At 63.0% G+C, this 26,230-nt stretch carries 26 protein-coding genes; 6 read left to right on the plus strand and 20 right to left on the minus strand.

Annotated features, from left to right (window positions below; translation table 11 throughout):
* Positions 1-95: 95 nt before the first annotated feature.
* The 4 genes from EHO51_RS13090 to xoxF5 all read right to left on the minus strand — a co-directional run bounded on the left by EHO51_RS13090 (position 96) and on the right by xoxF5 (position 4,004).
* Positions 96-662, minus strand: coding sequence for a PQQ-dependent catabolism-associated CXXCW motif protein (locus EHO51_RS13090; protein ID WP_124739252.1), 567 nt, complete (start codon positions 660-662; stop codon positions 96-98).
* A complete protein-coding gene (locus EHO51_RS13095; protein ID WP_124739253.1) occupies positions 662-1,561 on the minus strand; it encodes a substrate-binding domain-containing protein in 900 nt (299 codons plus the stop codon). The genes EHO51_RS13090 and EHO51_RS13095 overlap by 1 nt, the downstream gene beginning before the upstream one ends.
* Positions 1,562-1,579: 18 nt before the next feature.
* Positions 1,580-2,047 (minus strand): c-type cytochrome, methanol metabolism-related, encoded by a 468-nt coding sequence (locus EHO51_RS13100; protein ID WP_029652131.1) that lies wholly within the window; start codon positions 2,045-2,047, stop codon positions 1,580-1,582.
* A gap of 148 nt (positions 2,048-2,195) precedes the next feature.
* On the minus strand, positions 2,196-4,004 hold the full coding sequence (gene xoxF5, locus EHO51_RS13105; protein ID WP_124739254.1) for a lanthanide-dependent methanol dehydrogenase XoxF5: 1,809 nt from the start codon (positions 4,002-4,004) through the stop codon (positions 2,196-2,198).
* 291 nt (positions 4,005-4,295) lie between these two features.
* Between xoxF5 and EHO51_RS13110 the strand changes: the two genes are divergently transcribed.
* Together EHO51_RS13110 and EHO51_RS13115 are read left to right on the plus strand one after the other, a co-directional pair.
* The gene (locus tag EHO51_RS13110) at positions 4,296-5,219 is read left to right on the plus strand and encodes a quinoprotein relay system zinc metallohydrolase 2 (RefSeq protein WP_124739255.1); all 924 of its coding nucleotides are present in this window, start codon (positions 4,296-4,298) and stop codon (positions 5,217-5,219) included.
* Positions 5,220-5,417: 198 nt separating this feature from the next.
* Positions 5,418-6,212 carry a quinoprotein dehydrogenase-associated SoxYZ-like carrier gene (locus EHO51_RS13115; RefSeq protein ID WP_124739256.1) on the plus strand — a complete coding sequence of 265 codons (795 nt, stop codon included), beginning with the start codon at positions 5,418-5,420 and terminating at the stop codon, positions 6,210-6,212.
* A 93-nt stretch (positions 6,213-6,305) separates the two neighbouring features.
* Here the strand turns inward: EHO51_RS13115 and EHO51_RS13120 are convergent, their stop codons facing one another.
* From EHO51_RS13120 to EHO51_RS13145, 7 genes are all read right to left on the minus strand, one after another.
* On the minus strand, positions 6,306-6,617 hold the full coding sequence (locus EHO51_RS13120) for a cytochrome c (RefSeq protein ID WP_124739257.1): 312 nt from the start codon (positions 6,615-6,617) through the stop codon (positions 6,306-6,308).
* A gap of 7 nt (positions 6,618-6,624) precedes the next feature.
* A complete protein-coding gene (locus tag EHO51_RS13125) occupies positions 6,625-7,845 on the minus strand; it encodes a molybdopterin-dependent oxidoreductase (RefSeq protein ID WP_124739258.1) in 1,221 nt (406 codons plus the stop codon).
* A gap of 39 nt (positions 7,846-7,884) precedes the next feature.
* Positions 7,885-8,025, minus strand: coding sequence for a hypothetical protein (locus tag EHO51_RS20550; protein ID WP_164479398.1), 141 nt, complete (start codon positions 8,023-8,025; stop codon positions 7,885-7,887).
* A gap of 125 nt (positions 8,026-8,150) precedes the next feature.
* Positions 8,151-10,073: a cobaltochelatase subunit CobT gene (gene cobT, locus EHO51_RS13130; protein ID WP_124739259.1), complete on the minus strand. Its 1,923-nt coding sequence runs from the start codon at positions 10,071-10,073 to the stop codon at positions 8,151-8,153.
* Positions 10,074-10,136: 63 nt separating this feature from the next.
* Positions 10,137-10,364, minus strand: a complete 228-nt coding sequence (locus tag EHO51_RS13135; protein ID WP_018406116.1) for an FmdB family zinc ribbon protein — start codon at positions 10,362-10,364, stop codon at positions 10,137-10,139.
* A gap of 214 nt (positions 10,365-10,578) precedes the next feature.
* A complete protein-coding gene (gene cobS / locus EHO51_RS13140; protein ID WP_192879556.1) occupies positions 10,579-11,529 on the minus strand; it encodes a cobaltochelatase subunit CobS in 951 nt (316 codons plus the stop codon).
* Between the two features lie 142 nt (positions 11,530-11,671).
* Complete coding sequence (locus EHO51_RS13145) at positions 11,672-12,271, minus strand: J domain-containing protein (protein ID WP_124739260.1); 600 nt, start codon at positions 12,269-12,271, stop codon at positions 11,672-11,674.
* 86 nt (positions 12,272-12,357) lie between these two features.
* Here EHO51_RS13145 and EHO51_RS13150 point away from each other — a divergent pair, with 86 nt between their 5' ends.
* Complete coding sequence (locus tag EHO51_RS13150) at positions 12,358-12,654, plus strand: BolA family protein (protein ID WP_026222596.1); 297 nt, start codon at positions 12,358-12,360, stop codon at positions 12,652-12,654.
* Positions 12,655-12,659: 5 nt separating this feature from the next.
* Here the strand turns inward: EHO51_RS13150 and EHO51_RS13155 are convergent, their stop codons facing one another.
* Entirely contained in the window at positions 12,660-12,977 is a 318-nt protein-coding gene (locus EHO51_RS13155; RefSeq protein WP_018406120.1) for a DUF6156 family protein, read from the minus strand.
* A 191-nt stretch (positions 12,978-13,168) separates the two neighbouring features.
* On the opposite strand from EHO51_RS13155, the gene EHO51_RS13160 reads away from it, so the two are divergent.
* A complete protein-coding gene (locus tag EHO51_RS13160; protein WP_124739261.1) occupies positions 13,169-14,350 on the plus strand; it encodes a phosphoserine transaminase in 1,182 nt (393 codons plus the stop codon).
* Positions 14,351-14,372: 22 nt separating this feature from the next.
* Here EHO51_RS13160 and EHO51_RS13165 read toward each other — a convergent pair whose 3' ends face one another.
* Positions 14,373-14,783: a type II toxin-antitoxin system VapC family toxin gene (locus EHO51_RS13165; protein WP_124739262.1), complete on the minus strand. Its 411-nt coding sequence runs from the start codon at positions 14,781-14,783 to the stop codon at positions 14,373-14,375.
* 8 nt (positions 14,784-14,791) lie between these two features.
* Positions 14,792-15,043, minus strand: a complete 252-nt coding sequence (locus tag EHO51_RS13170; RefSeq protein WP_124739263.1) for an antitoxin — start codon at positions 15,041-15,043, stop codon at positions 14,792-14,794.
* Between the two features lie 168 nt (positions 15,044-15,211).
* Here EHO51_RS13170 and serA point away from each other — a divergent pair, with 168 nt between their 5' ends.
* Positions 15,212-16,798: a phosphoglycerate dehydrogenase gene (gene serA / locus EHO51_RS13175; RefSeq protein WP_124739264.1), complete on the plus strand. Its 1,587-nt coding sequence runs from the start codon at positions 15,212-15,214 to the stop codon at positions 16,796-16,798.
* 178 nt (positions 16,799-16,976) lie between these two features.
* Positions 16,977-17,600 carry a L,D-transpeptidase gene (locus EHO51_RS13180; protein ID WP_124739265.1) on the plus strand — a complete coding sequence of 208 codons (624 nt, stop codon included), beginning with the start codon at positions 16,977-16,979 and terminating at the stop codon, positions 17,598-17,600.
* Positions 17,601-17,676: 76 nt separating this feature from the next.
* Here the strand turns inward: EHO51_RS13180 and EHO51_RS13185 are convergent, their stop codons facing one another.
* The 6 genes from EHO51_RS13185 to EHO51_RS13210 form a co-directional block, all read right to left on the minus strand.
* Positions 17,677-18,051 (minus strand): gamma-butyrobetaine hydroxylase-like domain-containing protein, encoded by a 375-nt coding sequence (locus EHO51_RS13185; RefSeq protein WP_124739266.1) that lies wholly within the window; start codon positions 18,049-18,051, stop codon positions 17,677-17,679.
* A 105-nt stretch (positions 18,052-18,156) separates the two neighbouring features.
* Positions 18,157-20,022, minus strand: coding sequence for an extracellular solute-binding protein (locus tag EHO51_RS13190; protein ID WP_124739267.1), 1,866 nt, complete (start codon positions 20,020-20,022; stop codon positions 18,157-18,159).
* 149 nt (positions 20,023-20,171) lie between these two features.
* On the minus strand, positions 20,172-22,586 hold the full coding sequence (locus tag EHO51_RS13195) for a TonB-dependent receptor family protein (RefSeq protein WP_164479399.1): 2,415 nt from the start codon (positions 22,584-22,586) through the stop codon (positions 20,172-20,174).
* A 28-nt stretch (positions 22,587-22,614) separates the two neighbouring features.
* Positions 22,615-23,793 carry a methanobactin export MATE transporter MbnM gene (locus EHO51_RS13200; protein ID WP_124739268.1) on the minus strand — a complete coding sequence of 393 codons (1,179 nt, stop codon included), beginning with the start codon at positions 23,791-23,793 and terminating at the stop codon, positions 22,615-22,617.
* Positions 23,790-24,860, minus strand: coding sequence for an MbnP family copper-binding protein (locus EHO51_RS13205; RefSeq protein ID WP_124739269.1), 1,071 nt, complete (start codon positions 24,858-24,860; stop codon positions 23,790-23,792). Before EHO51_RS13205 ends, EHO51_RS13200 begins: the two co-directional genes overlap by 4 nt.
* Positions 24,861-25,020: 160 nt before the next feature.
* The gene (locus EHO51_RS13210) at positions 25,021-25,401 is read right to left on the minus strand and encodes a DUF2946 family protein (protein ID WP_245434594.1); all 381 of its coding nucleotides are present in this window, start codon (positions 25,399-25,401) and stop codon (positions 25,021-25,023) included.
* Positions 25,402-26,230: the final 829 nt, after the last annotated feature.

Below are 26,230 nucleotides of genomic sequence, written 5' to 3' on the forward strand. Positions count from 1 at the left end.
AGTGTGAGTGAGCGCTGGCCTTGCTCTGGATTCCCGATCGCTTCGCTCAGGCGAAGCGTCGGGAATGACACCCCAGCCTCAATTGAAATCGCGCCCTACTCGCGCGGCTCGGGCTGGCGCTCCTCGAGCGGATGGCCGGCCTGCTCCCAGGCGTCGGCGCCGGGCGGATACCACAGCACATGCGTATAGCCGAGGGTGAGCGCGCGTTTCGCGGCGTTCCAGGACGCCCAGCAATTGGTGCGGCAATAGAAGACGAGCGGCTTCGATTTGTCGCCGCCGCTGGCGCGCGCCACGCCTTGCTCGAAATAGCGCGCCATCGGTTCGGAGAGTTCGCCAAACCCGGTGTCGGGAAGCCAGATGCTGCCAGGGATGTCGAAGCGCTTCGGATCGCGCCATACCGCGTTCTTCGGCAGGCCTTCCGGCTTTGGCGGCCGCGAAAGCGCGTCGATGAAAACCGCTTTCTTGCCGCTCCACAGTTCAAACGCCTGCGGGGTGTCGAGGACGGTCGCGCCCTTGAGCGTCGCCGGCGTCGGCGCGTGATAATTGTCGAGGCGGTAGCCTTCCGGCTCCGGCGGCGCTTGGGCGCTAGCCGGCGCGGCGCAAAGCGCGACCGCCGCGCACAGCGCGAGAAGGCCGCTCGCCAAATGTTTCGCCAGACTCATCACGGAACGGTGATCGCATGTCCCGACTCATCGAGCAACGGGACTTCAAAATCGCGAAGGATGCGCTCCAGCTCGATCTTGTTTTGGGCGATCAGCGTATTGAGTTCGCGCTTCCAGTTCTGATCGGAATGGCGAACCCCGAAGCCGATGCGGAAGGCCATGCGGGCGCCGGGCGTCTCCGGCAGAGGGCTGACATTGAGCTTCACGCTCGATTGTTTGGCGTAGTAGCCGGCGATCGGTCCCCACAGCAGCGCGACGTCGATCTCGCCCTTTTCGAGATCATGCATCATCGCCGCGCCGGAGGATTCGACGCGCGTGTCGACCATCAGCGCATAGGGCTTCACCGACGCCATCAGACCATTCATCGCCAGCACATTGCCGGGCGGCGTGTTGGCGACAAGGCCGATGCGATGCGGCTTTTCCTTCAGACGGGGATCGTCGAGCGTCTTGACGCCGTCAAGCTCCGAGCCCGCCCGGGTCACGATGGCGTAGGTCGTCCGGTAATAGGGATTGGTGGTCTGCACGAGGTCATTGCCCTGCGGCATGCCGAGGATGACGTCGCAAAGATGCGCGTTGAGCGTGTTGCGCACAAAGCCCGTAGCGCCCGGATAATAAGTATAGGCGAGATCCTTGCCGAGCTTCTTGGCGAGGAATTCGGCGATCTTGTTCTCGAAGCCTTCGCCCTTGTCGTTTGAAAAGGGAAGATTGTTCGGATCGGCGCACACGCGCAGCGTCTTGGGATCGACGAGTTCGATCGAACCCTGATTGTCGTCGCCCTTGGCGCCGGCGTCGGGCCCCATATGCTGCGCCGAGGCGGGGGCCGCCACAAAGAGGATTGCGGCGGCCCAGCCCGTCGAGAGCAGCGCGGAAAAACCGCGCCGATGCGTGAAGCGGATCATGCGATCGTTTCGACGCTCCTACTTCTGATTCATGCACTCGGTCTCGGCCTTGGCGAAGGCCTCCGGGCGGTCTTCCTTTTTCCCCGGACGGCCGGGCTCGATGGCGCCGGTCGAGAGGGCGCGCAGATAGACATAGAGATCGTCGATGTAGCAGGAGGCGTTCTTGTTGTCGGCGAAGGCCGGCATAACGCTGTTGCCGTTCTGGCGGCCGCCGATGACGATGCCGGCGAACTCGGCATAGTCGAACCGCTTCACCGAATCCTTGAGCGCCGGCGCATAGGTCGAGCCGCCGCCATTGGGGCCGTGGCAGACGTGGCATTCCGCGTGATAACGGCGATAGCCGGAGAAGGTGTACCAGTCCACCTTGCCGTCGGGGCCGACGTTGAAGGTGGGGTCGCCTTTGGCGTCGAAATATTTGCCGTCGGTCGATTTGACGGCCTTGGGGTCTCCCGGCGCCTCGGCCATTGCGGAGGTCCCCACGCACATGATGACGCCCAGAGCCAACGCTCCGGCAAGCGACGATCTCATTACCTCTCTCCTTGGTCTCTTCTCTTCCCACACAGTGTAAACGCCGACGCTCGGCGGCACCTTGACGGTGCGCCGAGCGCCGGCTTTTTATTGCTTCGCGTCTTGCTTAGTTTGGCAGAGCGAAGACAGTCAAGACGCCGCCAAGAGCCGTATAATTGGCCAGCGACGCGTAGTTGCCCACGGCGCCGAGTCCCTCGTTGCTCTTGGAGAGGCCAGCCGCCAAGCCGATGCCGGCCCAGCCGCCAACGCCCGAGAGCACCGCGACATACTGCTTGCCGCCGGACTCATAGGTGGTGACGTTGCCGATGATTCCCGACGGAGTCTTGTACTTATAGAGCTCCTTGCCGGTCTTGGTGTCGACGGCCTTCAGATAGCCCTCGAGCGTGCCGTAGAAGGTGACGCCGCCGTCCGTCGACGTGGCGCCGCCCCAGACCGAGAACTGCTCCTTATTGGACCAGACGATCTTGCCGACCTTGGCGTCCCAGGCGATGAAGTTGCCGGTGTGGGTCTCGCCCTTGTCCTTGCCCGCCGGGAACATTTCCAGCGTCGCGCCGACGTAGGGCTGGCCCGCCGTATAGCTCACGCGGAACGGCTCATAGTCCATGCAGACATGGTTGGTCGGCACCAGGAACAGTCCCGTCGTCGCGTCGTAGCTCGCCGGCTGCTGGTCCTTGGAGCCAAGCGCCGCCGGGCAGACATATTGCGTATTGACGTCTTCGCCGTTCTGCTCGGTCGAATATTTCGCCACGCCGAGCGGACGGCCATAGGTCTTGGAGTTCTTGTCCATATCGACCTTGCTCGCCCAGTTCACCGCCGGATCAAATTTCTCGGCGACGAGCAGCTCGCCGGTGACGCGGTCAAGCGTATAGGCGAAGCCGTTGCGGTCGAAGTGGACGAGAGTCTTGCGCTTCTGGCCGCCCATGTCCTGGTCAGCGAGAATCATCTCGTTGATGCCGTCATAGTCCCACTCGTCGTGGGGCGTCATCTGGTAAACCCACTTCGCCTTGCCGGTGTCGAGGTCGCGCGCCCAGATGGTCATCGACCAGCGATTGTCGCCCGGACGCTGCTTGGGGTTCCAGGTCGAGGGATTGCCCGAGCCGTAGTAGACGAGATTGAGGTCCGGATCGTAGCTGTACCAGCCCCAGGTGGTGCCGCCGCCGATCTTCCACTGATCGCCTTCCCAAGTCGTGATCCCTGAGTCCTTCTCGACCGGCTTGCCGAGATGGGTGGTCTTGCCCGGCTCGATGAGCGTGTCCGCGTCGGGGCCCATCGAATAGCCGCGCCACACCTGCTGGCCGGTCTTCACGTCATAGGCCGTGATGTGGCCGCGCACGCCGAATTCGCCGCCGGCGATGCCCACGAACACCTTGTCCTTGAAGACATGCGGCGCCGCGGTCGAGGTCTGGCCCTTGGAGGGGTCGCCGTTCTTGACCGACCAGAGGAGCTTGCCGGATTTGGCGTCGAGCGCGACGAGCGTGGTGTCGGCCTGCGCCAAGAAAATCTTGCCGTCGCCATAGGCGAGACCGCGGTTGACCGTGTCGCAGCACATCACCGGCACGACCGACGGATCTTGCTTGGGCTCGTATTTCCAGAGGATCTTGTGGTCCGGATCCTTCAGGTCGAGCGCATAGACGTTGTTGGGGAACGGCGTATGCAGATACATGACGTCGCCGATGACGAGCGGCGCGCCTTCATGGCCGCGCAGAACGCCGGTCGAAAACTGCCACGCCGGCGCGAGCTTGCCGACGTTCTCGGTCGTGATCTGCTTAAGAGCGGAATGGCGCAGGTTGGCGTAATCACCCGTCGGCATCACCCACTGCTTGGGGTCTTTCTGCAGGGTCTGCAAATCGTCGGCCTTCGCCGCGCCGGCGAGCGCGAGTACGGCCACCGAAGTCGACAACAACAGTTTATGCATGAGCTTTTCCTCCTGACGACGCCCGGGGCGCATTTTTATGCGCCGCCGCCGACGTCGTGCCTCCTAGGCGCCTCGACATTGGGAAGGCGATTTCCGTTTATGTCTCATGCCGGCGGGACAAAACGTCCGCCAGCGGCGAGAAGCTCCCGGTTCCCGTCCGGAAGACATCTTTTAACTCGGAAACGGCGGGATAATATGTCGCTAGCTCTTGAATCGCAATCGCAAAAAACAATGGCGCGGCCGTGCGATGCGGCGCATCGGCCTGCCCATGAAACAGTCAAGGCGAACAACATGTTGCGTCGCATGCTGGCGCTTGTCGCGGCGCTCGCGCCGCTTGTCGCCGGGAACCCCGCCCGCGCCTTTTCCTTAAGCGAAATCGCCCCCGGGGTTTACGCGCATCAGGGCGAAACTTCCCTCATGACCCGGGAAAATGCGGGCGACATCGCCAATCTCGGCGCCATCGTCGGGGACGAAGCAGTCGCGGTGATCGACACCGGCGGCAGCCTGATCGAAGGCCGCGCCTTCCTCGCGGCGCTGCGCGAAAAGACGCAAAAGCCCATTCGCTACGTCATCAACACCCACGCCCATCCCGACCATACGTTCGGCAATGGCGCCTTCGTCGAGACCGGCGCGACCTTCGTCGGACACAAAAATCTGCCGCGCGCGCTGGCGGCGCGTGGGCCGCATTATCTTTCTGCGTTCCGCGCGCAGATGGGCGACGCGCTCGACGGCGTCACGATCGTGGCGCCGACGGTGACCGTTGGCGAGACGCTGACGCTCGATCTCGGCCATCGCGAGATCGTGCTGCAGGCGTGGCGCACGGCGCACAGCGAATGCGATCTGACCCTTCTCGATCCAAAGAGCGGCGTGCTCTTTTCCGGCGATCTGCTCTTTCTCCAACATGTGCCGGTCGTCGACGGGAGCCTGCTGGGCTTTCTCGACGTCGCCGACAGGCTCGCGGCCATCGAGGCGACTCAGGTCGTCGCCGGCCACGGACCCGTCCCCGCGCCCTGGCCGAAGGCGCTGGAAGACCAGCGCGCCTATCTGATGCGGCTCACCGCCGATCTTCGCGCCGCGATCAAGAAGGGCGAGGGCGTCGCGGCGGCGGCCAAGGACGCCGGCTCAGAGGAGCGCGAGAAATGGCGGCTCTTCGACGATTACAACGCCCGCAACGCCACGGCGGGATTCGCCGAGCTGGAATGGGAAGGGCCGTGAGCATGACTTTGTCACGTGACGGCGAGCGGGGTTCACGCTTATCTTGCCAGTAGATCAGCGCTCTTGCCGTCATTGCGAGGAGCTTTATTCGAAGTCGGGTATACCCGACTTCGCAAGAAACCGACGCAGCAATCCAGAGCCGGGGCGCCTTTCGATGGATTGCTTCGCGACGCTCGCAATGACGAAGTTGTTAGGAGAATGCCGGATATGAACACAGCAGCCCGTTCCGCCGCCGGCGCCCTCTTCGCGCTTCTTTCGACCGCGGCCCTCGCCCAAACCGCCCCCGACCCCTGGCCGGAACTCGTCGTCGACATTTTCCACAGCCGCCCGATCGCGGCCGCCGACGGCGTCGTAACGCTCGAGGCGCCAGCGCGGGCGGAAGACGCGGCGATCGTGCCGATGACCATGCGCTTTTCCCACCCGACGCAGATCAAAGTCGCGACGCTGGTCATCGACCAGAACCCGATGCCGATGGCGGCGGCCTTCACGCTCGGCGACACATCCGGCGTCGGCTTCATTGAAACCCGCGTGCGGGTCAATTCCTATTCCAACGTCCATGCGGTGGCGGAGACGAGCGACGGCAAACTGCGCGCCGACGCCAAATTCGTCAAAGCCTCGGGCGGCTGTTCGGCGCCCGCCGTCAAGGATCAGGACGAGGCGGTCGCCAATATCGGCAAGATGAAATATCGCGAGTTCAAGAGCGCCGATCCGGCGAAGCGCGAAGCGCAGATCATGATCCGCCACCCCAACGCCTCCGGCATGCAGATGGACCCGGTCTCGCGCGCCTATCTGCCGGCGCATTTCATCGACTCTGTCGAAGTCTTTCAGGGCGAGACGCCGATCTTCAAGATGGAAGGCGGCATCTCGCTCTCGGAAGACCCGACCTTCCGCTTCACCTATGCGCCGAACGGCGCGAAGACGATCCGCGTCGAAGCGCATGACAACAAGGGCGGCGTCTACAAGGGCGAATGGCCGATCGGCGAAGCGTCATAGAGCGCTTCCCGATCACATTGAACAATGTGATCGATAGGAATCGGTCAAAATCATTGGAGCAGGTTGTCATCGAAAACCTGCTCAAGGCCGCGCTCAATAGGTCGTGGCGAGATAATCGACGATCGCGGCTGCGTCGGGCTCGTCGATCTGCGCATGGTAGGACGCGATCATCTTCTTGACGACGCCTTCCCAGAACGCCCGGCCCATCTTCGGCGGCTGGCGCTCGATATAGTCGACCGAGTGGCAGGCGGCGCAATTGTTCTGCGCGGTTTCCTGTCCCGGTCCGGCGCGCAACGTCGCCGTCTCTTCCGGCAGCGCATAGGTCAGCGTCTCGGCGGCGCCGAGCGCTGGGGCGAGAGACGCCGCCGTCGCCATCAGGATGATCGTTTTGCGAAAGCGCGGCATGTTTTCGTTAGACCGCCTCTATCCGAACCGTCTCCACCACGTGCCGCATATAACCGGCGTGGTTCCATAAGGGCGCCAAGGGCTGCGACTGGCCGGCGCGATTGACGGCGCGGGATTTCAAATGATGGACGCCGGGCCGCAGCGACAATTCGGTCCGCCATTCTCGGAAGGAATAGCGGCCAAGATCCTCCCCGAGCCGAGCCGCGGTCCAGTTCGCGCCGTCGTCGGCTGAGAGCAGCACGGCTTCGATCCCATGGCCGCCGTCGAAGGCGATGCCCCTGACTTCGAAGGCGACATGCGCCGCGACCTTCGCGTCTTCGGCCGGCCGCGTTATAAAACTACGGACATTGAGCCGCTTGATCGGCCGCGTCGCCCCCTTTGGCGCGCCGGGCGTGGCGCAGACGCAGTCATTGTCGGGGATGCGATAGGCGCTCGACATCCAGAAGCCGCTAAAATCGCTGTCGAGCACCTCGATGTCGTTGAGGTGCTTCACCCAATAGGTCCCGTAGCAGCCGGGAACCACCAGCCGCAACGGGAAGCCGTTGAGCCAGGGCAGGTCTTCGCCATTCATGGCGTAAGCGAGCATCACTTCGCCGTCGCCGGCATGGCCGAGGTCGAGCGCCTTGACGAAATCCGGCGTCTCCGGCGCCACTGGCGCGTCGAGTCCGTTGAAGGCGACGGACTGAGCGCCCGGCTTCGGGCCGGCCTTTTCGAGCAGCGTTTTGAGCGCGACGCCGCGCCAGCGGGCGTTGCCCATTGCGCCATGGCCAAATTGTCCGCCGCCGACGCGCGGCTCGACGAAGCCGCGGCTGTTGCCCGAACATTGATTGACGGCGACGATCTCGACGGGCTCGAAGTCGCGCTTGAGCGCTGCGAGCGAGAGCGACAGCGGCGTCTCGACATGGCCCCGCACCTCGAGGCGAAAGGCTTCCGGATCAATGCTGAGCGGGACGCCGGCGAGGTGATAGCGGACGAAAAAGGCGTCGTTGGGCGTCAGCACGCCTTCGTCGTAAACGGAGAAAGGGGTTTCGAGTTGAGGCGGCCTGACGGTCTGCTCGATCAGCGCCCGCTTCCCGGGGTAGCGCACGAGGGGCCGGTCGCCATTGGCGAACCCCAGCCGCGCGCCTTCCGCCGAGAACGCTCCCCGTCCATTAAACGAGGAGAGCGCTGCGAGGCCGAGGCTTGCGCCTCGCAGAAACGATCGCCTGCTCGTGGCTCGGGGCATCATACGCGTCCGGCGCCTTGCAGCGATTGCGTGGCTAGACCGTCAGGAGCCCCAAATCGTCAGCGCCGCGCATAGCGCGAAGGGCAGCGTCGCAAGCGCGAGAACGCTCGTAACGCACAAAAACCGCGCCGTTTCGCTCGCCTCTCTCGGAGCCGCCTTGTCCTGCCAGTTGATGAACGCCATCACGATCCCCTTACAATTCCACCCGGGGCCGCTGTCTTTGGCTCAGCAGAAGACGCGCCCGCATAGAAACGCGCGAGGCGGCGAATCGTTGCAGCATCGTTAAAAAAGCTGAAACGCCGGCTCTGTCACCGACGCGCGGCAGCGACCGGCGCCCGGCGGCGCTGGGTCGGCGGGGGCGCGGGCGCGGCGCTTTCGCTGAACAGTTCGGCGAGTTTTTCAGTCATGGCGCCGCCCAACTCCTCGGCGTCGACGATCGTCACCGCGCGCCGGTAATAGCGGGTGACGTCATGGCCGATGCCGATGGCGATGAGTTCGACCGGCGACTTGCTCTCGATCTCGTGGATGATTTGGCGCAGGTGCCGTTCGAGATAGTTTCCCGCGTTAACCGAAAGCGTTGAATCGTCGACCGGCGCGCCGTCCGAGATCATCATCAGGATGCGCCGCTGCTCGGTGCGCGCGAGCAGCCGACGATGTGCCCAATCGAGAGCTTCGCCGTCGATATTCTCTTTCAACAGCCCTTCCCGCATCATCAGGCCGAGGTTGCGTCTGGCGCGGCGCCAGGGCGCGTCGGCGGCCTTATAGATGATGTGGCGGATGTCGTTGAGGCGTCCGGGATTGGCAGACTTCCCTTCGGCGATCCAGGCCTCGCGAGACTGGCCGCCCTTCCAGGCGCGGGTGGTGAAGCCGAGGATCTCGACCTTGACGCCGCAGCGCTCCAGCGTGCGCGCCAGAATGTCGGCGCAGGTGGCCGCGACCGTGATCGGGCGCCCGCGCATCGAGCCGGAATTGTCCAGAAGCAGCGTCACCACCGTGTCGCGAAAGTCCATGTCCTTTTCGCGCTTGAACGAGAGCGGCTGCTGGGGATCGATGATGATCCGCGGCAGTCGCGCGGGATCGAGCATGCCTTCCTCGAGGTCGAACTCCCAGGAACGGCTCTGCTGCGCCATCAGCCGGCGCTGCAGCCGATTGGCCAGCCGTCCCACCACCGAGGAGAGATGCAGCAGCTGCTTGTCGAGATAGGCCCGCAGCCGGTCCAGCTCCTCGACGTCGCAGAGCTCCTCGGCGCGAATGATCTCGTCGAAGCGGGTGGTGTAGGCATGATAATCGGCGCCGGCGCGCTCGGCGGCGTTCGTCGCCGGGTGACGCGCTTCGGCAGCCTCTTCGGCGTCTCCGGCGTCGGCTTCTCGCTCGGTCTCGCCATAGGGCGCTTCCGCGGAGTCGCTTTCGCCTTCCTGCTCGGCGTCTTCCGCCGCGAGCGCGGTATCCATTTCGGCGGCGCTTTTCGACTCTTCGTCGTCCCGATCGTCGCTCTCGCTCTGGTCGGGATTTTGCGGCGCGTCCTCGCTTTCCTCGTCGGCGTTCGTCTCGTCCGGCGCTTCGCCGCTCGCCATATCGAGATGCGAAAGCAGCTCGCGCACGATCTGGGCGAAAAGCTTCTGGTCCTCCACCGCCCCGGACAGTCGGTCGAGATCTGCGCCGGCGCGCTCTTCGAGAGTGTCGCGCCACAGCTCGACGATTTTCTGCGCGTGCTGCGGGGGATTGAGTCCCGTCAGGCGTTGGCGCGCGAGCAGCGCCAGCGCGTCTTCGAGCGGCGCATCGTCGCGGCCTTCGATCTGATCGGCGTGGCTGCGCTGATAGCGGTCGTCGAGCATTGCGCCGATATTCGCGGCGACGCCGGGCATTCGCATTGCGCCGATCGACTCGCAGCGCGCCTGCTCCAACGCGTCAAAGGCGGCGCGCGCGGCCATCGGTTCCGGCGCATAGCGCCGATGCAGCGCGTCGTCGTGACAGGCGAGGCGCAGCGCCAGGGAATCAGCTTGGCCGCGCAGAATCGCGGCGTCCTTTACGTTCAGCTTACGCGGCGGCTCGGTCAGCCGCGCCTTCGCCCCGTCGGCGCCGGCGATGAGCGAAGGCCGCTCCGGGGCAAAATTCACTTCGAGCGCTGGCGAGCGCGCCATGGCGCGCATGGCGCCGGCGACGGCGCGCTTGAACGGCTCCTGCGGCGCCTCCTTGGGCGAGGCGGGCCGTCGGTTTGTCGGGGCTGACATGACGGAACTATATGCGCGCGGGCGCGCAAGGCCGCAAGCCGAAAGGCCCGATTGGCCGAAAGCTTACAATTTGCGTTCGGCCTTGCTGAAGTTCGACAGATCGCCCTCCGCCGCGGCGCGCCGGCGCCAGGATTTCGCGATCGCGGGATATTTGATTTCCTTGGAGATGCGGGAAACCTGCTGTTGCAATTTCTCGCTTCCACAGGCGGGACAGGCTGGCACGTCAGATCCGCGCACCAGCAGTTCGAATTCCGCCGCGCAGGCGTCGCAGACATAGGCGTAAAGCGGCATGAACCCCTCGCGTCACATAGATTCGTCCCTGACGCGAGCAATTTTCGTTCCGCATGCGGGGCTCATGCTTGCCCGTCCGCGACGTGTCGGGGAGCCTTGCGAGCTTGGCGTCGGCATTTCCAATCAAGCGGCTACTCGGTTGAGCGCCGCATGCCCCCACCCCGGGCCCCTCTCCCGCTTCAGCGGGGGAGGCGGGGGGCCAACCAACGCGTCTTTATGTCATCACCACATTCACGGCGCTTTCCGGCAGCTCCTTGCCGAAGCAGCGCTGATAGAATTCGGCGACGAGCGGACGCTCGAGTTCGTCGCATTTGTTCAAAAAGGTCATCCGGAAGGCGAAGCCGATGTCGCCGAAAATCTCGGCGTTCTCCGCCCAGGTGATCACCGTGCGCGGACTCATCACCGTCGAAAGGTCTCCGGCCATGAAGGCGTTGCGGGTGAGGTCGGCGACCCGCACCATTTTATTGGCGATGTCGCGGCCTTCCTTCGTGGCGCCATAGGATTTCGCCTTGGCGAGCACGATATTGGTCTCGGCGTCATGCGGCAGATAATTCAGCGTCGCGACGATCGACCAGCGGTCCATCTGCGCCTGGTTGATCTGCTGCGTGCCGTGGTAGAGGCCAGACGTGTCGCCGAGCCCGACGGTATTGGCGGTCGCGAAAAGACGGAACGCCGGATGCGGCCGGATGACGCGGTTCTGATCGAGCAGCGTCAGGCGGCCGGAGACTTCAAGCACGCGCTGGATCACGAACATCACGTCGGGCCGCCCGGCGTCATATTCGTCGAAACACAAAGCCACGCAGTGCTGCACCGCCCAAGGCAGGATGCCGTCGCGAAACTCGGTGACCTGCTTGCCGTCCTTCAGGACGATGGCGTCCTTGCCGACAAGATCGATGCGCGAGATGTGGCTGTCGAGATTGACGCGCACGAAAGGCCAATTGAGCCGCGCCGCCACCTGCTCGATATGCGTCGACTTTCCGGTGCCGTGATAACCGGTCACCATCACCCGCCGATTCCTTGCGAAGCCGGCGAGAATGGCGAGCGTCGTCTGCCGATCGAAGAGGTAGTCCGGGTCAAGGTCCGGCACATGTTCGTTGCGCTCGGAAAAGGCGGGAACCTCCATATCGGAGTCGATTCCGAACACCTGGCGCACGGAGATCTTCATGTCCGGCGTGCCGTCAAGGCCCGTTGCGGCGTATTCTGCAGCGACCAAAATGCGTCCTCCTTGCGCGGACCGTTTCGTCCCCGCATGATTGCGCCGAATATGTCTGCGCCGCCGCGGAAAGCTTTGCGCGCGCGACGAGCGCTCAGACCAGGCGAGCGGCCCTCAGCGTCTTATAGGCATGGATGATTTCCCGCAATTTTTCCTCGCGGGAGCGGTCGCCGCCATTCGCGTCGGGATGATGGCGCTTGACGAGCTCCTTGTAGCGCGCGCGGATCGTCACGGCGTCCGCCGTCTCCTCAAGCCCCATGGCGACGAACGCCCTGATCGTGACGGGCGAATGTTGCGGCGCGCGGCGGGCGGCGGCGGGGTGCGGACGGCGGAAGCGCTGGCGATAGACGCCAAGCGGATCGGCCGCCGTCATCGTGTCCTCGCGAAAGCCCGTCTGTCCGCGCTTCGTCCCCATGGACCAAGTCGGCCGATGACCGACCGTCGCATCCTTCATGTAGCGGGCGACTGAAGCGTCATCCATGCCGTTGAAATAATTGTATGTGGCGTTGTATTCCCGGACATGTTCGAGGCAGAAGCAGAGATACTGCCCTTCACGCAGCCGGCCCATCGGCGCGCGGTGGACGCCCTCCGCCTCACAGCCGGGAGAATCGCACCGCGTCACGGTCTCGCGCCGAGTTTCGCGCGGCTCGCGCTTGGTTCGGATGCGGTCGAAGAGGGGCGAATTCAGGTCCATTTCATTCCATTATGATGGCGCCGCAGCGCGCCGCAAGCGCAACCAAGCGCCAATGTGCTAAATCGGCGATCGAACCGGAGATAAACATGACGGATCAGGGTAAAGGCGTCGTCAAGACGCGCATCGCACAGAAACTCACCCAAGCCCTTGCGCCAGCGGCGCTTAACGTGATCGACGAATCGCACAGCCACGCGGGGCATGGGCATCACCATCCTGACGGCGAAACCCACTTCAGAGTGGAGGTGGTGAGCGCGGCTTTCGAGGGCAAGAGCTTGATCGAGCGGCATCGTCTCGTCAATGCGCTTCTATCCGACGAGTTGGCCGACCGCGTTCACGCTCTGGCGATCAGCGCCAAAACGCCGCACGAAGCCGCGCCCGTTTAAGGCCGTCAACTGCGCAGCGGGACGCCGTCAGCGCCGCAGTCAATCTCGGAAACGTCCTCGCCCATGGCGATGCGGGCGCGCGCCAGCGCGCCGCCGGCGTCATAGGCGTAATCGTGGCGCAGCTCCACTTCGCCATAAACGAGCTTCTCGCAACTGACGATCCTGCCCTCGGCGTCATAAGTCGCGCGAAAATACGTGTTGCGGTTCTTAAGCTCGCTCGCCTCGAGCGGTCCCAGGAGCTTCAATGGCAACCGAACCCCGGAATAGGAAAGAAAATACCGGCATTCTTCTTCATTAGGCGCTTCATTAATCTCCGACATCATCGCTCTCCCCGGTCCCCGGCGTTTCTTTAAGCGACGCCGCGCAAGCTGGTACGAGAAAATCGCGCCAACCTCATGGCTCCCCCTCATGGCTCCCGCCGCGCGCGACTGAAGCCAGCGGCTCTTGACGGTCGGCTGGGCAGCGCGTAGCGCGGACGGCGGCGGCGCCGCGCCGCAATGGAGAGGGCTGCATCATGGCCGCCGCCGACAAAATGGCGAAACCCGCCGCCAAACCGGCCAATCCCTGCTTTTCTTCCGGCCCCTGCGCCAAGCGCCCGGGATGGGCGCTGGCAAATCTCGCGGGGGCGGCGCTCGGCCGTTCCCATCGCTCGAAGGCCGGCAAGGAGAAGCTGGCGCAGGCCATCGCGCTGACGCGGGAGATCCTGCGTGTTCCCGCCGATTACCGCATCGGCATCGTGCCAGCCTCCGACACCGGCGCCGTGGAGATCGCGCTCTGGTCGCTTCTCGGCCCCAGGGGCGTCGATGTCGTCGCTTGGGAGAGCTTCTCGAAAGACTGGGTCAATGATGTCCTGAACCAGTTGAAGATCGAAAAGGCGCGAAGCCTCGCCGCGCCCTATGGCGAATTGCCCGATCTCACGCAGATCGACTTCGACAATGACGTGGTTTTCGCCTGGAACGGGACGACGTCGGGCGTGCGCGCGCCGAACGCCGATTTCATTCCGGCGGATCGCAAGGGCCTGACGATTTGCGACGCGACGTCGGCGGCCTTCGCGCAACCGCTCGACTTCGCCAAGCTCGATGTGACGACCTACAGCTGGCAAAAGGTTCTCGGCGGCGAGGCCGCGCATGGCATGCTGATTCTCTCGCCGCGCGCGGTCGAGCGCCTCGAGAGCTATGCGCCGCCCTGGCCGATGCCCAAAATTTTCCGGCTGACCAAAAAAGGCAAGCTGAACGAGGGAATTTTCCAGGGCGAGACGATCAACACGCCCTCGCTTCTCGCGGTCGAAGATTATCTCGACGCATTGTCCTGGGCGCAATCGGTCGGCGGGCTTGAGGCGCTGTTCGCGCGCTCGAACGCCAATGCGCAGGCGGTTGGCGACTGGGTTGAAAGGACGCCCTGGATCGATTTCCTCGCCAAGGACCCCGCGACCCGCTCAAACACCAGCGTCTGCCTCATCTTCTCCGCCGCGAGCGCCGCGCCAGACGCAGACGTGCAGGCGGCGCTCGCCAAGAAGATGGCGGCGATGATTGAAAGCGAGGGCGCCGGCTATGATTTCGGCGCGTATCGCGACGCGCCGCCGGGCTTTCGCATCTGGTGCGGCGCGACGGTGGAAACCGCCGACGTGGCGCTGCTGACCAAATGGCTCGACTGGGCCTATGCGCAAGCTTGCGCCGACGCCGCGCAAGCGGGGTAACGCACAGTCGCGAGCAGCCGCCTCATCGATCGTTCCAGTCCGTCACCATCAGGCCCGGCACGCGGTCGAACTCGCGGCGGTTAGCGGTGACGAGAACGGCGCCGCGCCGGCGCGCCTGTGCGGCGATCAAAACGTCATAAGGGCCGATCGGTTTTCCATGACCTTCAAGATAAGCGCGAATGTCGCCTGCGGCGCGCGCGTCATCAGCGTCGAAAGTCGCGATTTCGGATATGGCCGAGAGGAAGTCGTCGAGTCGCGCATGATTCCTCTCGGGCGCCACGCTTTTCGCTGCGCCGTAGCGAAGCTCGGAAAGGACCGGCGCGGGGACGAGCAAGCGCGATCCGTAAAGCAGCTCAGCTCTCAGCCGCTCGTCGAGGTGAGGCGCGCGCCGAGTCATTACGCCTATGATCACATTCGTATCGAGACAAAACATGCGCCGCCTCAATCGAAAGTGACTTCGTCATCGGGTTCGAGCGGAGGTTCGGCCGGGACCTCCGGAAAGTCCACGTCGAGATAGGTGTCGAGCTTTGCACGCCACGCCTCGACGTCGAAGGGCGGCTTTTCCAACGGCTCCAAAATGATCTTGTCGCCGACTTTGCTGACGCGCACCTCGGAGCCCGGCATCCGAAATTCCTTGGGAAGCCGAACGGCTTGGCTGCGGCCATGCTTGAATAATTTCGCGGTGGCGGTCATGCGGCCTCTTGTGATATCTACATATGATAGATACCAAATTTATGGATCGTTTTCCAGCGCTTCTTCGGTCGTCGCCGAAAATCTGGATTGCGTTCAGCGCAAGCGCGCTTTCACATTGAGACGCCCAACGCCGCTCATTCCCTCCTTTTTTCTTTGCAGGATGATCCCATGCCGCCGCGCGTTCTCATCTCAGATTCTCTTTCGCCGGCCGCCGCACAGATTTTCCGCCTGCGCGGCCTCGACGTCGATTTCGAACCGACGCTGGGAAAGGACAAGGACAAGCTTGCCGCCGCGATCGCCGACTATGACGGACTCGCGATCCGTTCGGCGACGAAGGTGACCGCCGACATCTTTGCGCGGGCGCCGCGGCTCAAGGTCGTCGGCCGCGCCGGCATCGGCGTCGACAATGTCGATGTCGCCGCCGCCACCGCGCGCGGCGTCATCGTCATGAACACGCCCTTCGGCAATTCCATCACCACCGCCGAACACGCGATCGCGCTGATGTTCGCCTTGGCGCGCGAAATTCCCGCCGCCGACGCCTCGACCCAGGCCGGCAAATGGGAAAAGAACCGCTTCATGGGCGTCGAGATCACCGGCAAGACGCTTGGCGTCGTCGGATGCGGCAATGTCGGCGCGAATGTCGCCGAACGCGCGCTCGGCCTGAAGATGCGCGTGATCGCCTTCGATCCTTACCTCACCCAAGAGCGCGCCAGCGAGCTTGGCGTGGAAAAAGTAGACCTCGACGAGCTCTTGGCGAGAGCCGACTTCATCACGTTGCATACGCCGCTCACGCCGCAGACGAAGAATATCCTCTCGGCGGAAAACCTCGCCAAGACATGCAAGGGCGTGCGCATCATCAATTGCGCGCGCGGCGGGCTGGTCGACGAAGAGGCGCTGCGCAAGGCTCTCGACGACGGCCATGTCGCCGGCGCCGCCTTCGACGTGTTCGCGCAGGAGCCCGCGACCGAAAACCCATTGTTCGGGCATCCGCACGTCGTCTGCACGCCGCACCTCGGCGCCTCGACGAGCGAGGCGCAGGAGAAAGTCGCGCTGCAGATCGCCGAGCAGATGGCGGATTATCTCACCAGAGGCGCAATCGCCAACGCGGTGAATTTTCCCTCGATCAGCGCCGAAGAGGCCCCGCGGCTGAAACCCTTCGTCGAGCTCGCCGAGAAGCTCGGTCTCTTCGTGGGTCAGGTCGCCGTCGCCGGCGTCGACACATTGTCGATCGTCTACGAAGGCGCCGTCGCGTTGCAGAAGACGCGGCCAATCTCGGCGGCTGCGATCTCCGGGTTGCTTCGACCCATTCTCGAAGACGTCAATCCGGTATCGGCGCCGATTCTCGCCAAGGAGCGCGGCCTGGCCATTGAGGAAATCACCCGCGAGGCGCAAGGCGACTATGAATCCCTTGTCACGCTCAGCGCACATACCGCGCAGGGCGAAATTTGCGTTTCGGGCACGGTTTTCCACGACGGCAAGCCGCGCATTGTCGGCATCGGCGACATCGGCGTCGACGCCGAATTCGCGCCGTCGATGATCTATCTGACGAATGAAGACAGGCCTGGATTCATTGGCAGATTCGCCGGCGTGCTCGGCGAGGCCGAGGTTAATATCGCCACGTTCGCGCTAGGCCGCGACAGGCCTGGCGGCGGCGCGGTCGCGCTCGTCGCCATCGACGGCGAACTGCCGCAGCAGGCGCTCACCGCCCTGAAAAGCCTGCCGGGCGTCAAGCAGGCAACGACGCTCAGATTCTGATGGCTGCGACGGCAGTGTTGCAAGTCTGCAACTATCCGGGAAGAAACGCGGCTTGTCCTGCGTTTCGCGCGTCGGCGCGCTTGCTTGCGCATGCGGCCTGCGGGACTAATCATCAGGGCGTCTGCGTCGCAATTTCGCGGCGGCGCGACGTCAGCCCACACTTGGACAAGGGAAAACCATGCGGCGTCTTGCTTTTGCACTGATTTGCGCATTCGGCGCGCTCGGCGCCCTTTCGTCTCCGGCATCCGCGCGCGGCCCTGCGCCGCAACCAGCGCCGGCGCCCGTCGTCGACCCTTTCACCGCGCTATTCGGCGGCGGCTCCTTCGCACCGCAAACCAGCGACGGCCGTCCGCAGGCGGTCGCCGTTCCGCGCGAGGTCGTCGCCTTCGACGCCAGATATGCGCCCGGCACCGTGATCATCGCCACCAATGAACGTCGACTCTATTATGTGCTCGGCAACGGCCAGGCGATCCGCTACGGCGTCGGCGTCGGCCGCCCCGGCTTCGAATGGGCCGGCACCCGCTTCGTCGCTCATAAGCGCGAGTGGCCCGATTGGACGCCGCCGGCGCAAATGCTGCGCCGCCGCCCCGACCTGCCGCGGCACATGGAGGGCGGCGTTAACAATCCGCTCGGCGCGCGCGCCATGTATCTCTCCGGCACGCTGTACCGCATCCACGGCTCCAACGAGCCCTGGACCATCGGCCAGGCCGTGTCGTCGGGCTGCATCCGGATGACCAATGACGACGTGGTCGACCTCTACAACCGCGTCAAGGTCGGCACCCGCGTGGTCGTGACCCGATAAAAATCTTACGGCGACATTTTGAATCGGCCGGCGCGCGCGTCGGCCGTTTTATTTTGCAGGGCTATTTTTTGAAGACTTATTTTTCTCCAGGCCGGTCGCGATCCAGCCCCTTCGCTGCAAGCTCTTCGAGATAGGACGAGAACCGCGCCGGCGCCTTCTCGCCAAGCTCGCGCAGGTATCGCCACGTGTAGATCCCGGTGCGATGCATGTCGTCGAAGTCGAGCCGCACGGCATAATTGCCGACCGGCGCGACCGCGATGATCGCGACATTGCGCTTGCCGCCGACGGTCTTGCGCTCCTTCGCAGAATGGCCTTGCACTTCCGCGCTCGGACTCTGCGTGCGCAACAGCTCGGCGCTGAGCGCGAATTGCGCGCCGTCGTCGAAGGAGACGTTCAGCATCCGTCCGCCTTCCGAGAGGCGCAGTTCGGTCGGCCAGGGCTCCTGCCCCATGTGCGTCTCCAGGACTTTTTGTTGGTGCGAGGCGATTTGCCGGTGGAACTCCGGCCGTCGCCAAAGATTTCTATCGCCTTCGCGCCAAGAGCGCCAACACGATCCTCACCGAGGGCGAGCTTTCTCGCTCCACCAGTTCTCCAGGGTGAAGCCATAAGGAAACATCGGAAAAAGCGGCGTGTGGGCGGGATGGCGGATCGCGGCGCTGTGTGCGCACCAGATGGCGTTCACGTGCTGCAGAGGCACGAAATAGAATCCGGAGAGCAATACGCGATCGAGCGCACGCGCCGCCGAAATGCTGTCCGCCTTCATCCGGGACGCGAGCAGAGCGTCGATCGCGGCGTCGAGCGCGGGCGAGGCCGCCCCTGCGAGATTGAGCGAGTCTTCCTTGTCGAGACTCGCGGCGCTCCACCGGTGCATCTGCTCTTGGCCGGGAACGGCGTACGCCAGCCATTGCCCGATCATCATGTCATATTCGAAGCGCTGACGCCGGCGCTGGTATTGGACTTCGTCGTAGACGCGCGGATTGGCTTCGATCCCGATGCGCTTCAGCGCCGCGGCGAAATTGAGCGCAAGCCGCTCTTCGTCGCGGTCGCGGATCATGATCTCGAAGACGAGAGGAACGCCATTCTTCTCTAGACGCCCATCGACGACGCCATAGCCCGCTTCGGCGAGAAGCGCTTGCGCGCGCTTCGCGACCGTGCGATCTCGGCCCGAACCGTCATGCTGAACAGGTCGCCAGCGGCCTTCAAGAACATCGTCGCGAACGGCGCCGGGAAACTTCGAAAGCAAAGCGCGCTCGGCCGCGCTTGCGGGACGCCCAATCGAAGAATAATCCGATTCGCCGAAGTAGCTTTCCGTGCGGACGTATAGTCCGCTGTAGAAATTGGCGTTGATCCAATCGAAGTCATACATCATGGCGATCGCTTCGCGCAGCCGCACGTCACGGAAGATGCCCTTGCGCAGATTGAAGACGAAGCCTTCCATTCCCGTTGGGCGTCCGGGCCGCAGGGTTTCTTTCACAATGGCGCCGTTGCGAACGGCGGGAAAATCATAGCCCGTCGACCAACGTGCGGCGCTCGTCTCCTCGCGATAGTCGAGGAGGCCCGCCTTCAGCGCCTCAAACAGCGCCGCGCCGTCGCGATAATAATCAATGTCGATCTCGTCGAAATTATAGAGTCCCCGTTGGCTGGGTATGTCGCGGGCCCAATAGTCAGGGTCGCGGCGGAGAACCAGACGCGCGCCAGCTTTCGCTTCCGAGATCACATAAGGGCCTGAGCCGAGAGGAATCGTCATATCGAGATCGTCGAAGCGCTCAACTTTCGTGGTTCTCTTCGAAAGAACCGGCATCGCCGCGAGAATGAGCGGCGCTTCGCGATCCTTCACGCCAGTCAGATCGAAGCGCACGGTATGGTCGTCGAGCGCGACGGCGGACTTCACCAACGCAAAAATCGCGCGATGGTTCGGCCGACCTTTTGACTTCAGCAATTCAAAGGAAAATAGAACATCCGACGCGAGGATGGGCGTCTTGTCGGAAAAGCGCGCCCGAGGGTCGATGTGAAATGTGACGTGTTCGCGCGCCTCGTCGATTTCGACGGATTCGGCGATCAGCGGATAGAAGGAATAGGGTTCGTCCTGCGAACGCACCATTAGACTTTGCAGCACATTGCCGATGATGAGTTGCGGCGCGTCCCCAAATCTCGCGTTGAATGGATTGAGACTCGCAAATCCGCCGCGCTGGCCGAGCCGCAGCCTCCCGCCTTTCGGCGCCTCGGGATTGGCATAGGGAAGATGATCGAAATCCTTGCGCAGCGCCGGGTCGCCATAAAGCGCGAGGCCATGCGTGACGGGACCTTGCAAAGGATTTTCGGCAAGCGCCGAAACCGGCGGCAGGACCGCGATGACATGGATCAACGCCGCGAGCCGCGCGGCGCCGATCATGCGTCCGACTGCGTGGCCAGCGCGAAGCATTGATCGCCTCCTTCGCCAGATCGGCGGACTGAAACTATTCGGCCCGGGCAATCTCCAATTCGAAAAAATTGCTGATCGCGCTTCGCCGATAGGCGCGCGCCGCGCCTGGCGGGCGTCGCCCCGAATGAACGGGGCGACGCCTGATCATCTTAGAACTTGAGTTTGATGCCTCCGGCGAAGGCGCGCGGCTGGCCGGCGAGGATGCCAGCGCCTTGCGCCGTCACCAGGCCGCCTGTCGGCCAGACCAGCGGCGTTTGTATCGGGCCGGCAAGGAGCGTGTTGGCCACGACGAATGCGCCGGCGACATAGGTTCGATTGAAGACGTTCGAGACCTCGAAAAAGAGCTCGATATTCTTGACATAGAAGTTGTCTATGTCGTGGTTATAGTGCGCGTTAAGATTGATCAGACTGTAGCTCGGCAGAGTGGTGAAATTGGCGTTGTCGATCGTATAATCGCTTTTGAAAATATATTCGGCGTAAGCGCCGAGACCCGAAAGGTCGCCGAAGGGCTGATCATATCCAAGACGCATCGTCACAGTATGCGGCGCCACGTTGGGAATTCGGTTGCCGGCGCGATTATATAAGACGGCTCGCCCCGCGACGGTCCCGAGATCGTCCCAGTAATTGGTGAAGAACTGATTGTTGAACGTATAGGCCGCGATCAGCCGCCATCCGTCGAAGGGCCGCCAATCGGCGTTGAGTTCGACGCCGCGGTGAAGAGAGGAAGGAATATTTTGCGAATAGCTGACGAGCGCGTTGTTCAATGTCAGAATTTCATTGCGATGCCATTCGTTGAAACCGGTCACGCTGAAATTGAGCTCAGGGCTCGGGGTCCAATCAATGCCGAGATCGACGCCCATATTGGTCTGAGCCTTCAAAGGATTTTGTCCGATTCCATTTCGCGTGCTGGTGAGGAACACGAATGTCGGGCTGCTGTAGCCCGTCGCATAGCGCGCCCGCACCTGCCACTCAGGGTTATAGCGATAGGTGAGCGACGCTTCCGGCGCCGTGTTCCAATAATCATTGTCGACGGCGACCTGAGTCGGAAATCTGGGCGCCAGATTGGCGGGGTAGTTATAGGCGGTGCTGACGCCCCAAACGCGATTCCAGTTGGAGCTGAACCCGATGACGCCCGTCAGGCCCGGCGCGAGCGCAATCTCTTCACGCGCGCGCAGACCGATGTTTGACGTATAGTAATCCAACTTGCCGACCTGCGCGCCGATTGCGCCGCTGTACCAGGTATTGGCGATCTGATTGAAGAGCGGATTGGTGGTTTTGGCGTTGCTATAGAAGAACTGGAGAAAATGCGTTGCCGGGAAGCCAAACAGATCGGTGTGGCTGGTCACGTCGGTCTGTGCGGTGATGCCCACCGTCGGGCCCCTTAAGGCGACCGGGCCGCCTTGGCCGCCCGGGCCGACGATCGGCGGCGGCCAGGTTCCACTGATGTTATCGAGATAGTCGTACGTAAATTGCGATCGCCAAGTGGTGGCGTTGTCGAAGTCATGCTCGAACTGAACGCCGGCGATCTGTCTGAGAGAGTTTTGATGAGTGCCAAGCTGCCAAACGCTTTGGCGCGTGAGCGCGCCGGAGATGCCATTGGCCGGCACGTTCAGATTGTTGCACAGGTTGAGATTCAGGGGGACCGCGATGGAGCAGCCATAGTTTTGTTGAAAGGGATTGAGATTGAAGACATTGATATTTTCTCGGTTGATGAACTCCGATCTCAAATTGTTGGCGATATATTTCACGATCACACGATCGGTAGGGGTCACGTCCCATCTGCCGAGGAGCTTGGCTTGTTTGCCTGAGAAAGAATTGCGGGCATAGCCGCTGCTGTTGGCGTCGGAGGCGAAAAACGACAGATCGAAGCCGCCGAGCGTGCTGTCGACCACCGCCTTTCCGACACGAACGTAATTGTTGACATAGCCGAAGCTGCCAAATTCCGAACCGGTGTGGACGCCGTCGATTTCGGCGCCGGAAAAGGTGCGGAAATTGAGCGCGCCGCCATAGGCGTAATTGCCGAAGAGCGCCGACGAAGGTCCGCGATAGACGTCGATGGCGGCATAAGAGTGCGGATCGAGCAGGTCGGTGCGGCCATTGCCGTCGGCTGTCGTGATCGGGAACCCGTCTTCGTACAGCATGATGTTGCGGATGCCGGTCGGGAACCCGGGGCCGAGACGGTTTCCGGAGCCGCGAATCGAAATCAACAGATCACGCGGATTGTTGCCTTGCTGCACAGAGACGCCGGGGCTGTATTCCAACACCCTACGGACATCCGCCAGGGGCGTCGGCTTGAGGAATTTCGTGTTGACGATCGTCACCGTCTGCCCCGGCGGGTCCCGGTAGATCGGCAGTTTCGCGCGAACGGGATTAAAGCCGGGCGCGATTCCCGCTTCGCCCGCCGTCGACTCTCTCACAGCCGGAGTCGCGACCGGCGGTGGCCGCCGTGCGGCGCCGATCGTGATCTGCGGAAGCGCCTGCTGCGCGTGCGCGACCGAGGCAGAGGACAAAAGCGCGAGGGCGCCGAGCGCGACTCCGTGCATCAATTTCGACCGGGAGCTCATTTTCTTTGCTTTCCTGATGGGGTGAAACTCAATGGGAGGACGCACGCGATGGCCCGCTTGCCGTCGACGCCGGTTTCCAGGGGTCGGCGAAACGTGGAGATGTCAGCAACGACTCGTCGGTCAGCGTTTTCAGAAAGGCGATCAGATCGCTCTTTTCCTGAGGCGACAGATCGATGGGAACGATCAATGCGCTTTTGTTTGCGTTGTATCGGCCGTCGCCCTTGAGTGGACCGCTCGTGACATTGCGGCCGCCGGCCGCGTAAATGTCGATCACGTCATCCAGCGTCGCGACGCTGCCGTCATGCATGTAAGGCGCGGTGACAGCGATATTGCGCAGGCTCGGCGCGCGAAACGCGCCCATCTCGGCGGGATTATGCGTGTTCTCGAAAACGCCGCGATTGGGCTCGGGATAGGCGCCTTTGCCATCGAGATCATAGAGGCCGGTGTTGTGAAACGGCGTCTCGATCTCGCGCGTTTTGGCGTGATAGAACTGATCGTCGAAATTCACGCTGCCGTGGCAGTGATGGCACTCGGCCTTCTCGCCAAAGAAGAGATCCTTGCCGCGCGTCTCTTCTGGAGAGAGCGTCGCCTTGCCTTCAAGATAGAGATCATATTTCGAGGACGCCGAGACGACGCCGCGCTCGAAGGCCGAGATCGCCTTGATGACGTTGCCGAAGCTGATCGAGTCCGCCTCGCCGGGAAAGGCGGCCGCGAAGTCGCGGCGATACTCTGCGTCACTGTCGAAACGCGCGAGGATCTCTTTGCGGTTCTTGTCATTGACGCCCATCTCGATCGGCTCTTCGCCAAAGAGCGGACCTTCCATCTGCCTTTCCAGAGTGACCATCGCCGGATTCGCCCATGTGAGCGTGGCGCGCCAGGCGGCGTTGGCGATGCTGGGCGAATTGCGCGGCGTATGCTGGCCTGTCGCTCCGACGGCGACCGCACGGCCATCGGTAAACGCCAGGCGCTGCTCATGGCAGGAGGCGCAGCTCTCCTTGCCGTTTCCGGACAGACGCGGGTCGTAGAAGAGTTTGCGCCCAAGCTGAAAACGCGCCTCCGACATTGCATTGTCAGCTGGAACCCGTGGCGGCGGCATGAAGTCGGGCAAAGTCCAGCGCCAGGACTCCGCGCTTGGGGCGGGGTCGCCTTGCGCCCCGCCCGCGATCAGAGTGGCGGCGAGGAGGAGGATGAGAGCTTCGCGCTTCATTTCGTGACCTCCGCGCGGAAAATCTTCGTCGACGCGCCGGAGGACTGGCCGGCGTCATTGGCGTCGGGCGCGGTCTCCTTGAGTCGAAGCCCAAGATTTTCGAACATCGGCGTGCATTCCGGATCGGCCGGCCCGCTCATGCAGCCGGTCGAGAACCCCTGGTCTTTGCCAAGATCGATGCCGGCGAAGAGCGGCTTCAGATCCAGCACGACGCGCTGCTTGGCAGAATCGAAGGAGGCCAGTTTCACGGGAACGCGATTTGGATTGGCGCAGGAGGTGATTTCGCCTTTCGTCGCGTCGCCGCGACAGCCCGTCGAACCCAGATGCAGCATCCAGGTGGAGACGGTGATCGTCCCGTCCGAGTTGACGCGCAGCGGCGCCGTCTTCGGCGCGTCCGCCATCGGCGGCGGGCCGCCGTCGGACTTGTCGCCCGCGGGCGCGCCGGCGCCATTCGCTGCGTCCGCCGGGCTTTTCGGCTTGGGCGGCGGACGGGTCACGCCGCCCTCGGGATCAACTTCGATCTTTATGAATTTGCGGCCGGCCTGCCAATTCCACGTCATCGACTGAAGATCGAGCGGCGCGGGCGCGGTGGCGAAATTCGAGTGGTTGAGAATGACGTCCTTGCCGTCCTTATCCTGGACGACGCTCGGGACGCCGATGACGAAGCTGAACCCTTTGTAGCGGCCGCGCGGCGCCGATCCCTTGATCGTGTCGTTGATGTCGGCGCTGCCGACGCATTTGCCCGTCTTGTTTTCAAAATCGAGCAGAGCGAGGTTGGCGTATTGCCAGTCGTTCTGTTCCAGTTCGATGGGGACTTCGTGGCCGGCGGCGTCGATCAGCGCCGGCGCGGCGATGTAGAACCTGGCGTCGTGGAGCTGCGCCGGCTGCCCCCCGGTTCCGAGCCCTGCGATGTCGCGGCCGCATTCGACCGGCTGATCGCCCGCCGCAAGCGCAAAGCGTATCGCGATCTGCTGCCTTTCGCCGCCATCGACCTTACCCGCCGCCTGCGCGCCGCCAACGGCTGCGAGACCGGCGATAACGGCCGTAAAACGAGTGAATGCGCGCATGATTCCTCTCCTGTCAGCACGATTTTTGAGATGCTTCTTGGCTGCACGCGTTCGCGACGCGTGTCGGCGGCGGCGCGTCAGAGGCGCGCGCGAAAATCCAACGCGAGGGAAATGGCGATGAGGGGTCGAAGACCCGGCAGCCGACCGCTAACGCGCTCTCTTAGGAGAGAAGCGACGGGGGTGCGCGAGAAAGCCTGTTTCTGGGCCACTGGGTGGTCGGCGGCGCGAGATCGCGCTCTTCCGGCCAAAGAGGAGGAGCCTCAGACGAGGGCGCCAGCACGAGGACGACGGCGGACAGGAGAACCTTTGCTCCGAGGTCGTCGCTTCGGTCGCTTAGAAAGCAAGCCATGCAGTGCATGTGCTGAACATGCGGGCCCTTGCCGTCGCCATTGGCTTGATCGGCGCAAAGCTCGTTCGCCATCGCGACGGGAGAGCTTAGGAACGCGCCGAAATCGCCGCCAAGGCGTCCGTGAGAAACAATAAGACCCAAAGCTTGCTGAAACAGCAGACAAGCGACAGCGGCCGCCACAATCGGACGCATGAACCGCCGCATTTTTTTCTTGTCTTGCCGCATAGCGAATTCTGAGTGCACGAGGATTAACTTGTCAACGACGGTTAGCGCCCAAATTTTGCAATAATTTAAACTGTTGCGCTGCAGCCACACTTGGTCTTTGCAATTTCGCTCTGTCATTCAATTGACGGGCGCGAAGAAGCCGTTCGCCCCGACATCACTCCAAATGGCGCGCGCAACGGCCGGCGCTGAGCGCGCGGAGTCTTTAGTCCGTAATGAATATCCAGTGTCGGCTTGAAACAATGAAGCAGGCTCGCCGACCGTTGCCGTTTGTCAACGCGTCTTCGCCTATCGGTCCCTCGTCGTTCCGCCATGCGCACGTCGTATAAGGAGTTTCATATTGCCGCAAAATTGTTTCGCGCCTATGATCTACGCCCCGTAGGCAATGGTTGGCGGCAATCCATGCTCGTTCGGCTCATTCTTTTCGTTGCGATCTTGCTGCAAGTCGCTGGCGTTTCGACTGTCGCCGCGCGCGCTCAATCTCATTCTTTGTCGTTCCGGCCCGTCGTCTGCAAAAGCGATGCTGTTCCCGCGGCGCCTCACGCGCCGGGCGACCACGACGGCTCTTGCTCGGACTGTATCGCGTGCTGCGACGCTCAGCCGCAGATCCTATGCGTCTATGATCAGGTTGCGCGCCTGTCCTTTCCAACGGCGCGACTCAGCGTTCTCGCTTTTCCAATCCTTCCCGTTTCCCGATCGCGGTCGGCGACTCCGCCAGCGCGCGCCTCCCCCGTCTAAAGACTCGGCCATACATCCGCGCGTTCGGAAGCAAATCCGTCCGCGGATCGAAACCACGCAT

The sequence above is a fragment of the Methylocystis rosea genome (assembly GCF_003855495.1).
Taxonomy (GTDB): domain Bacteria; phylum Pseudomonadota; class Alphaproteobacteria; order Rhizobiales; family Beijerinckiaceae; genus Methylocystis; species Methylocystis rosea_A.

What these genes read in the sequence shown, in the direction of transcription:
- EHO51_RS13090 (WP_124739252.1), bottom strand. Translation starts at nt 662, where the DNA reads ATGAGTCTGGCGAAACATTTGGCGAGCGGCCTTCTCGCGCTGTGCGCG.
- EHO51_RS13095 (WP_124739253.1), bottom strand. Translation starts at nt 1,561, where the DNA reads ATGATCCGCTTCACGCATCGGCGCGGTTTTTCCGCGCTGCTCTCGACG.
- EHO51_RS13100 (WP_029652131.1), bottom strand. Translation starts at nt 2,047, where the DNA reads ATGTGCGTGGGGACCTCCGCAATGGCCGAGGCGCCGGGAGACCCCAAG.
- xoxF5 (WP_124739254.1), bottom strand. Translation starts at nt 4,004, where the DNA reads ATGCATAAACTGTTGTTGTCGACTTCGGTGGCCGTACTCGCGCTCGCC.
- EHO51_RS13110 (WP_124739255.1), top strand. Translation starts at nt 4,296, where the DNA reads ATGTTGCGTCGCATGCTGGCGCTTGTCGCGGCGCTCGCGCCGCTTGTC.
- EHO51_RS13115 (WP_124739256.1), top strand. Translation starts at nt 5,418, where the DNA reads ATGCCGGATATGAACACAGCAGCCCGTTCCGCCGCCGGCGCCCTCTTC.
- EHO51_RS13120 (WP_124739257.1), bottom strand. Translation starts at nt 6,617, where the DNA reads ATGCCGCGCTTTCGCAAAACGATCATCCTGATGGCGACGGCGGCGTCT.
- EHO51_RS13125 (WP_124739258.1), bottom strand. Translation starts at nt 7,845, where the DNA reads ATGATGCCCCGAGCCACGAGCAGGCGATCGTTTCTGCGAGGCGCAAGC.
- EHO51_RS20550 (WP_164479398.1), bottom strand. Translation starts at nt 8,025, where the DNA reads ATGGCGTTCATCAACTGGCAGGACAAGGCGGCTCCGAGAGAGGCGAGC.
- cobT (WP_124739259.1), bottom strand. Translation starts at nt 10,073, where the DNA reads ATGTCAGCCCCGACAAACCGACGGCCCGCCTCGCCCAAGGAGGCGCCG.
- EHO51_RS13135 (WP_018406116.1), bottom strand. Translation starts at nt 10,364, where the DNA reads ATGCCGCTTTACGCCTATGTCTGCGACGCCTGCGCGGCGGAATTCGAA.
- cobS (WP_192879556.1), bottom strand. Translation starts at nt 11,529, where the DNA reads ATGAAGATCTCCGTGCGCCAGGTGTTCGGAATCGACTCCGATATGGAG.
- EHO51_RS13145 (WP_124739260.1), bottom strand. Translation starts at nt 12,271, where the DNA reads ATGGACCTGAATTCGCCCCTCTTCGACCGCATCCGAACCAAGCGCGAG.
- EHO51_RS13150 (WP_026222596.1), top strand. Translation starts at nt 12,358, where the DNA reads ATGACGGATCAGGGTAAAGGCGTCGTCAAGACGCGCATCGCACAGAAA.
- EHO51_RS13155 (WP_018406120.1), bottom strand. Translation starts at nt 12,977, where the DNA reads ATGATGTCGGAGATTAATGAAGCGCCTAATGAAGAAGAATGCCGGTAT.
- EHO51_RS13160 (WP_124739261.1), top strand. Translation starts at nt 13,169, where the DNA reads ATGGCCGCCGCCGACAAAATGGCGAAACCCGCCGCCAAACCGGCCAAT.
- EHO51_RS13165 (WP_124739262.1), bottom strand. Translation starts at nt 14,783, where the DNA reads ATGTTTTGTCTCGATACGAATGTGATCATAGGCGTAATGACTCGGCGC.
- EHO51_RS13170 (WP_124739263.1), bottom strand. Translation starts at nt 15,043, where the DNA reads ATGACCGCCACCGCGAAATTATTCAAGCATGGCCGCAGCCAAGCCGTT.
- serA (WP_124739264.1), top strand. Translation starts at nt 15,212, where the DNA reads ATGCCGCCGCGCGTTCTCATCTCAGATTCTCTTTCGCCGGCCGCCGCA.
- EHO51_RS13180 (WP_124739265.1), top strand. Translation starts at nt 16,977, where the DNA reads ATGCGGCGTCTTGCTTTTGCACTGATTTGCGCATTCGGCGCGCTCGGC.
- EHO51_RS13185 (WP_124739266.1), bottom strand. Translation starts at nt 18,051, where the DNA reads ATGGGGCAGGAGCCCTGGCCGACCGAACTGCGCCTCTCGGAAGGCGGA.
- EHO51_RS13190 (WP_124739267.1), bottom strand. Translation starts at nt 20,022, where the DNA reads ATGCTTCGCGCTGGCCACGCAGTCGGACGCATGATCGGCGCCGCGCGG.
- EHO51_RS13195 (WP_164479399.1), bottom strand. Translation starts at nt 22,586, where the DNA reads ATGAGCTCCCGGTCGAAATTGATGCACGGAGTCGCGCTCGGCGCCCTC.
- EHO51_RS13200 (WP_124739268.1), bottom strand. Translation starts at nt 23,793, where the DNA reads ATGAAGCGCGAAGCTCTCATCCTCCTCCTCGCCGCCACTCTGATCGCG.
- EHO51_RS13205 (WP_124739269.1), bottom strand. Translation starts at nt 24,860, where the DNA reads ATGCGCGCATTCACTCGTTTTACGGCCGTTATCGCCGGTCTCGCAGCC.
- EHO51_RS13210 (WP_245434594.1), bottom strand. Translation starts at nt 25,401, where the DNA reads ATGCGTCCGATTGTGGCGGCCGCTGTCGCTTGTCTGCTGTTTCAGCAA.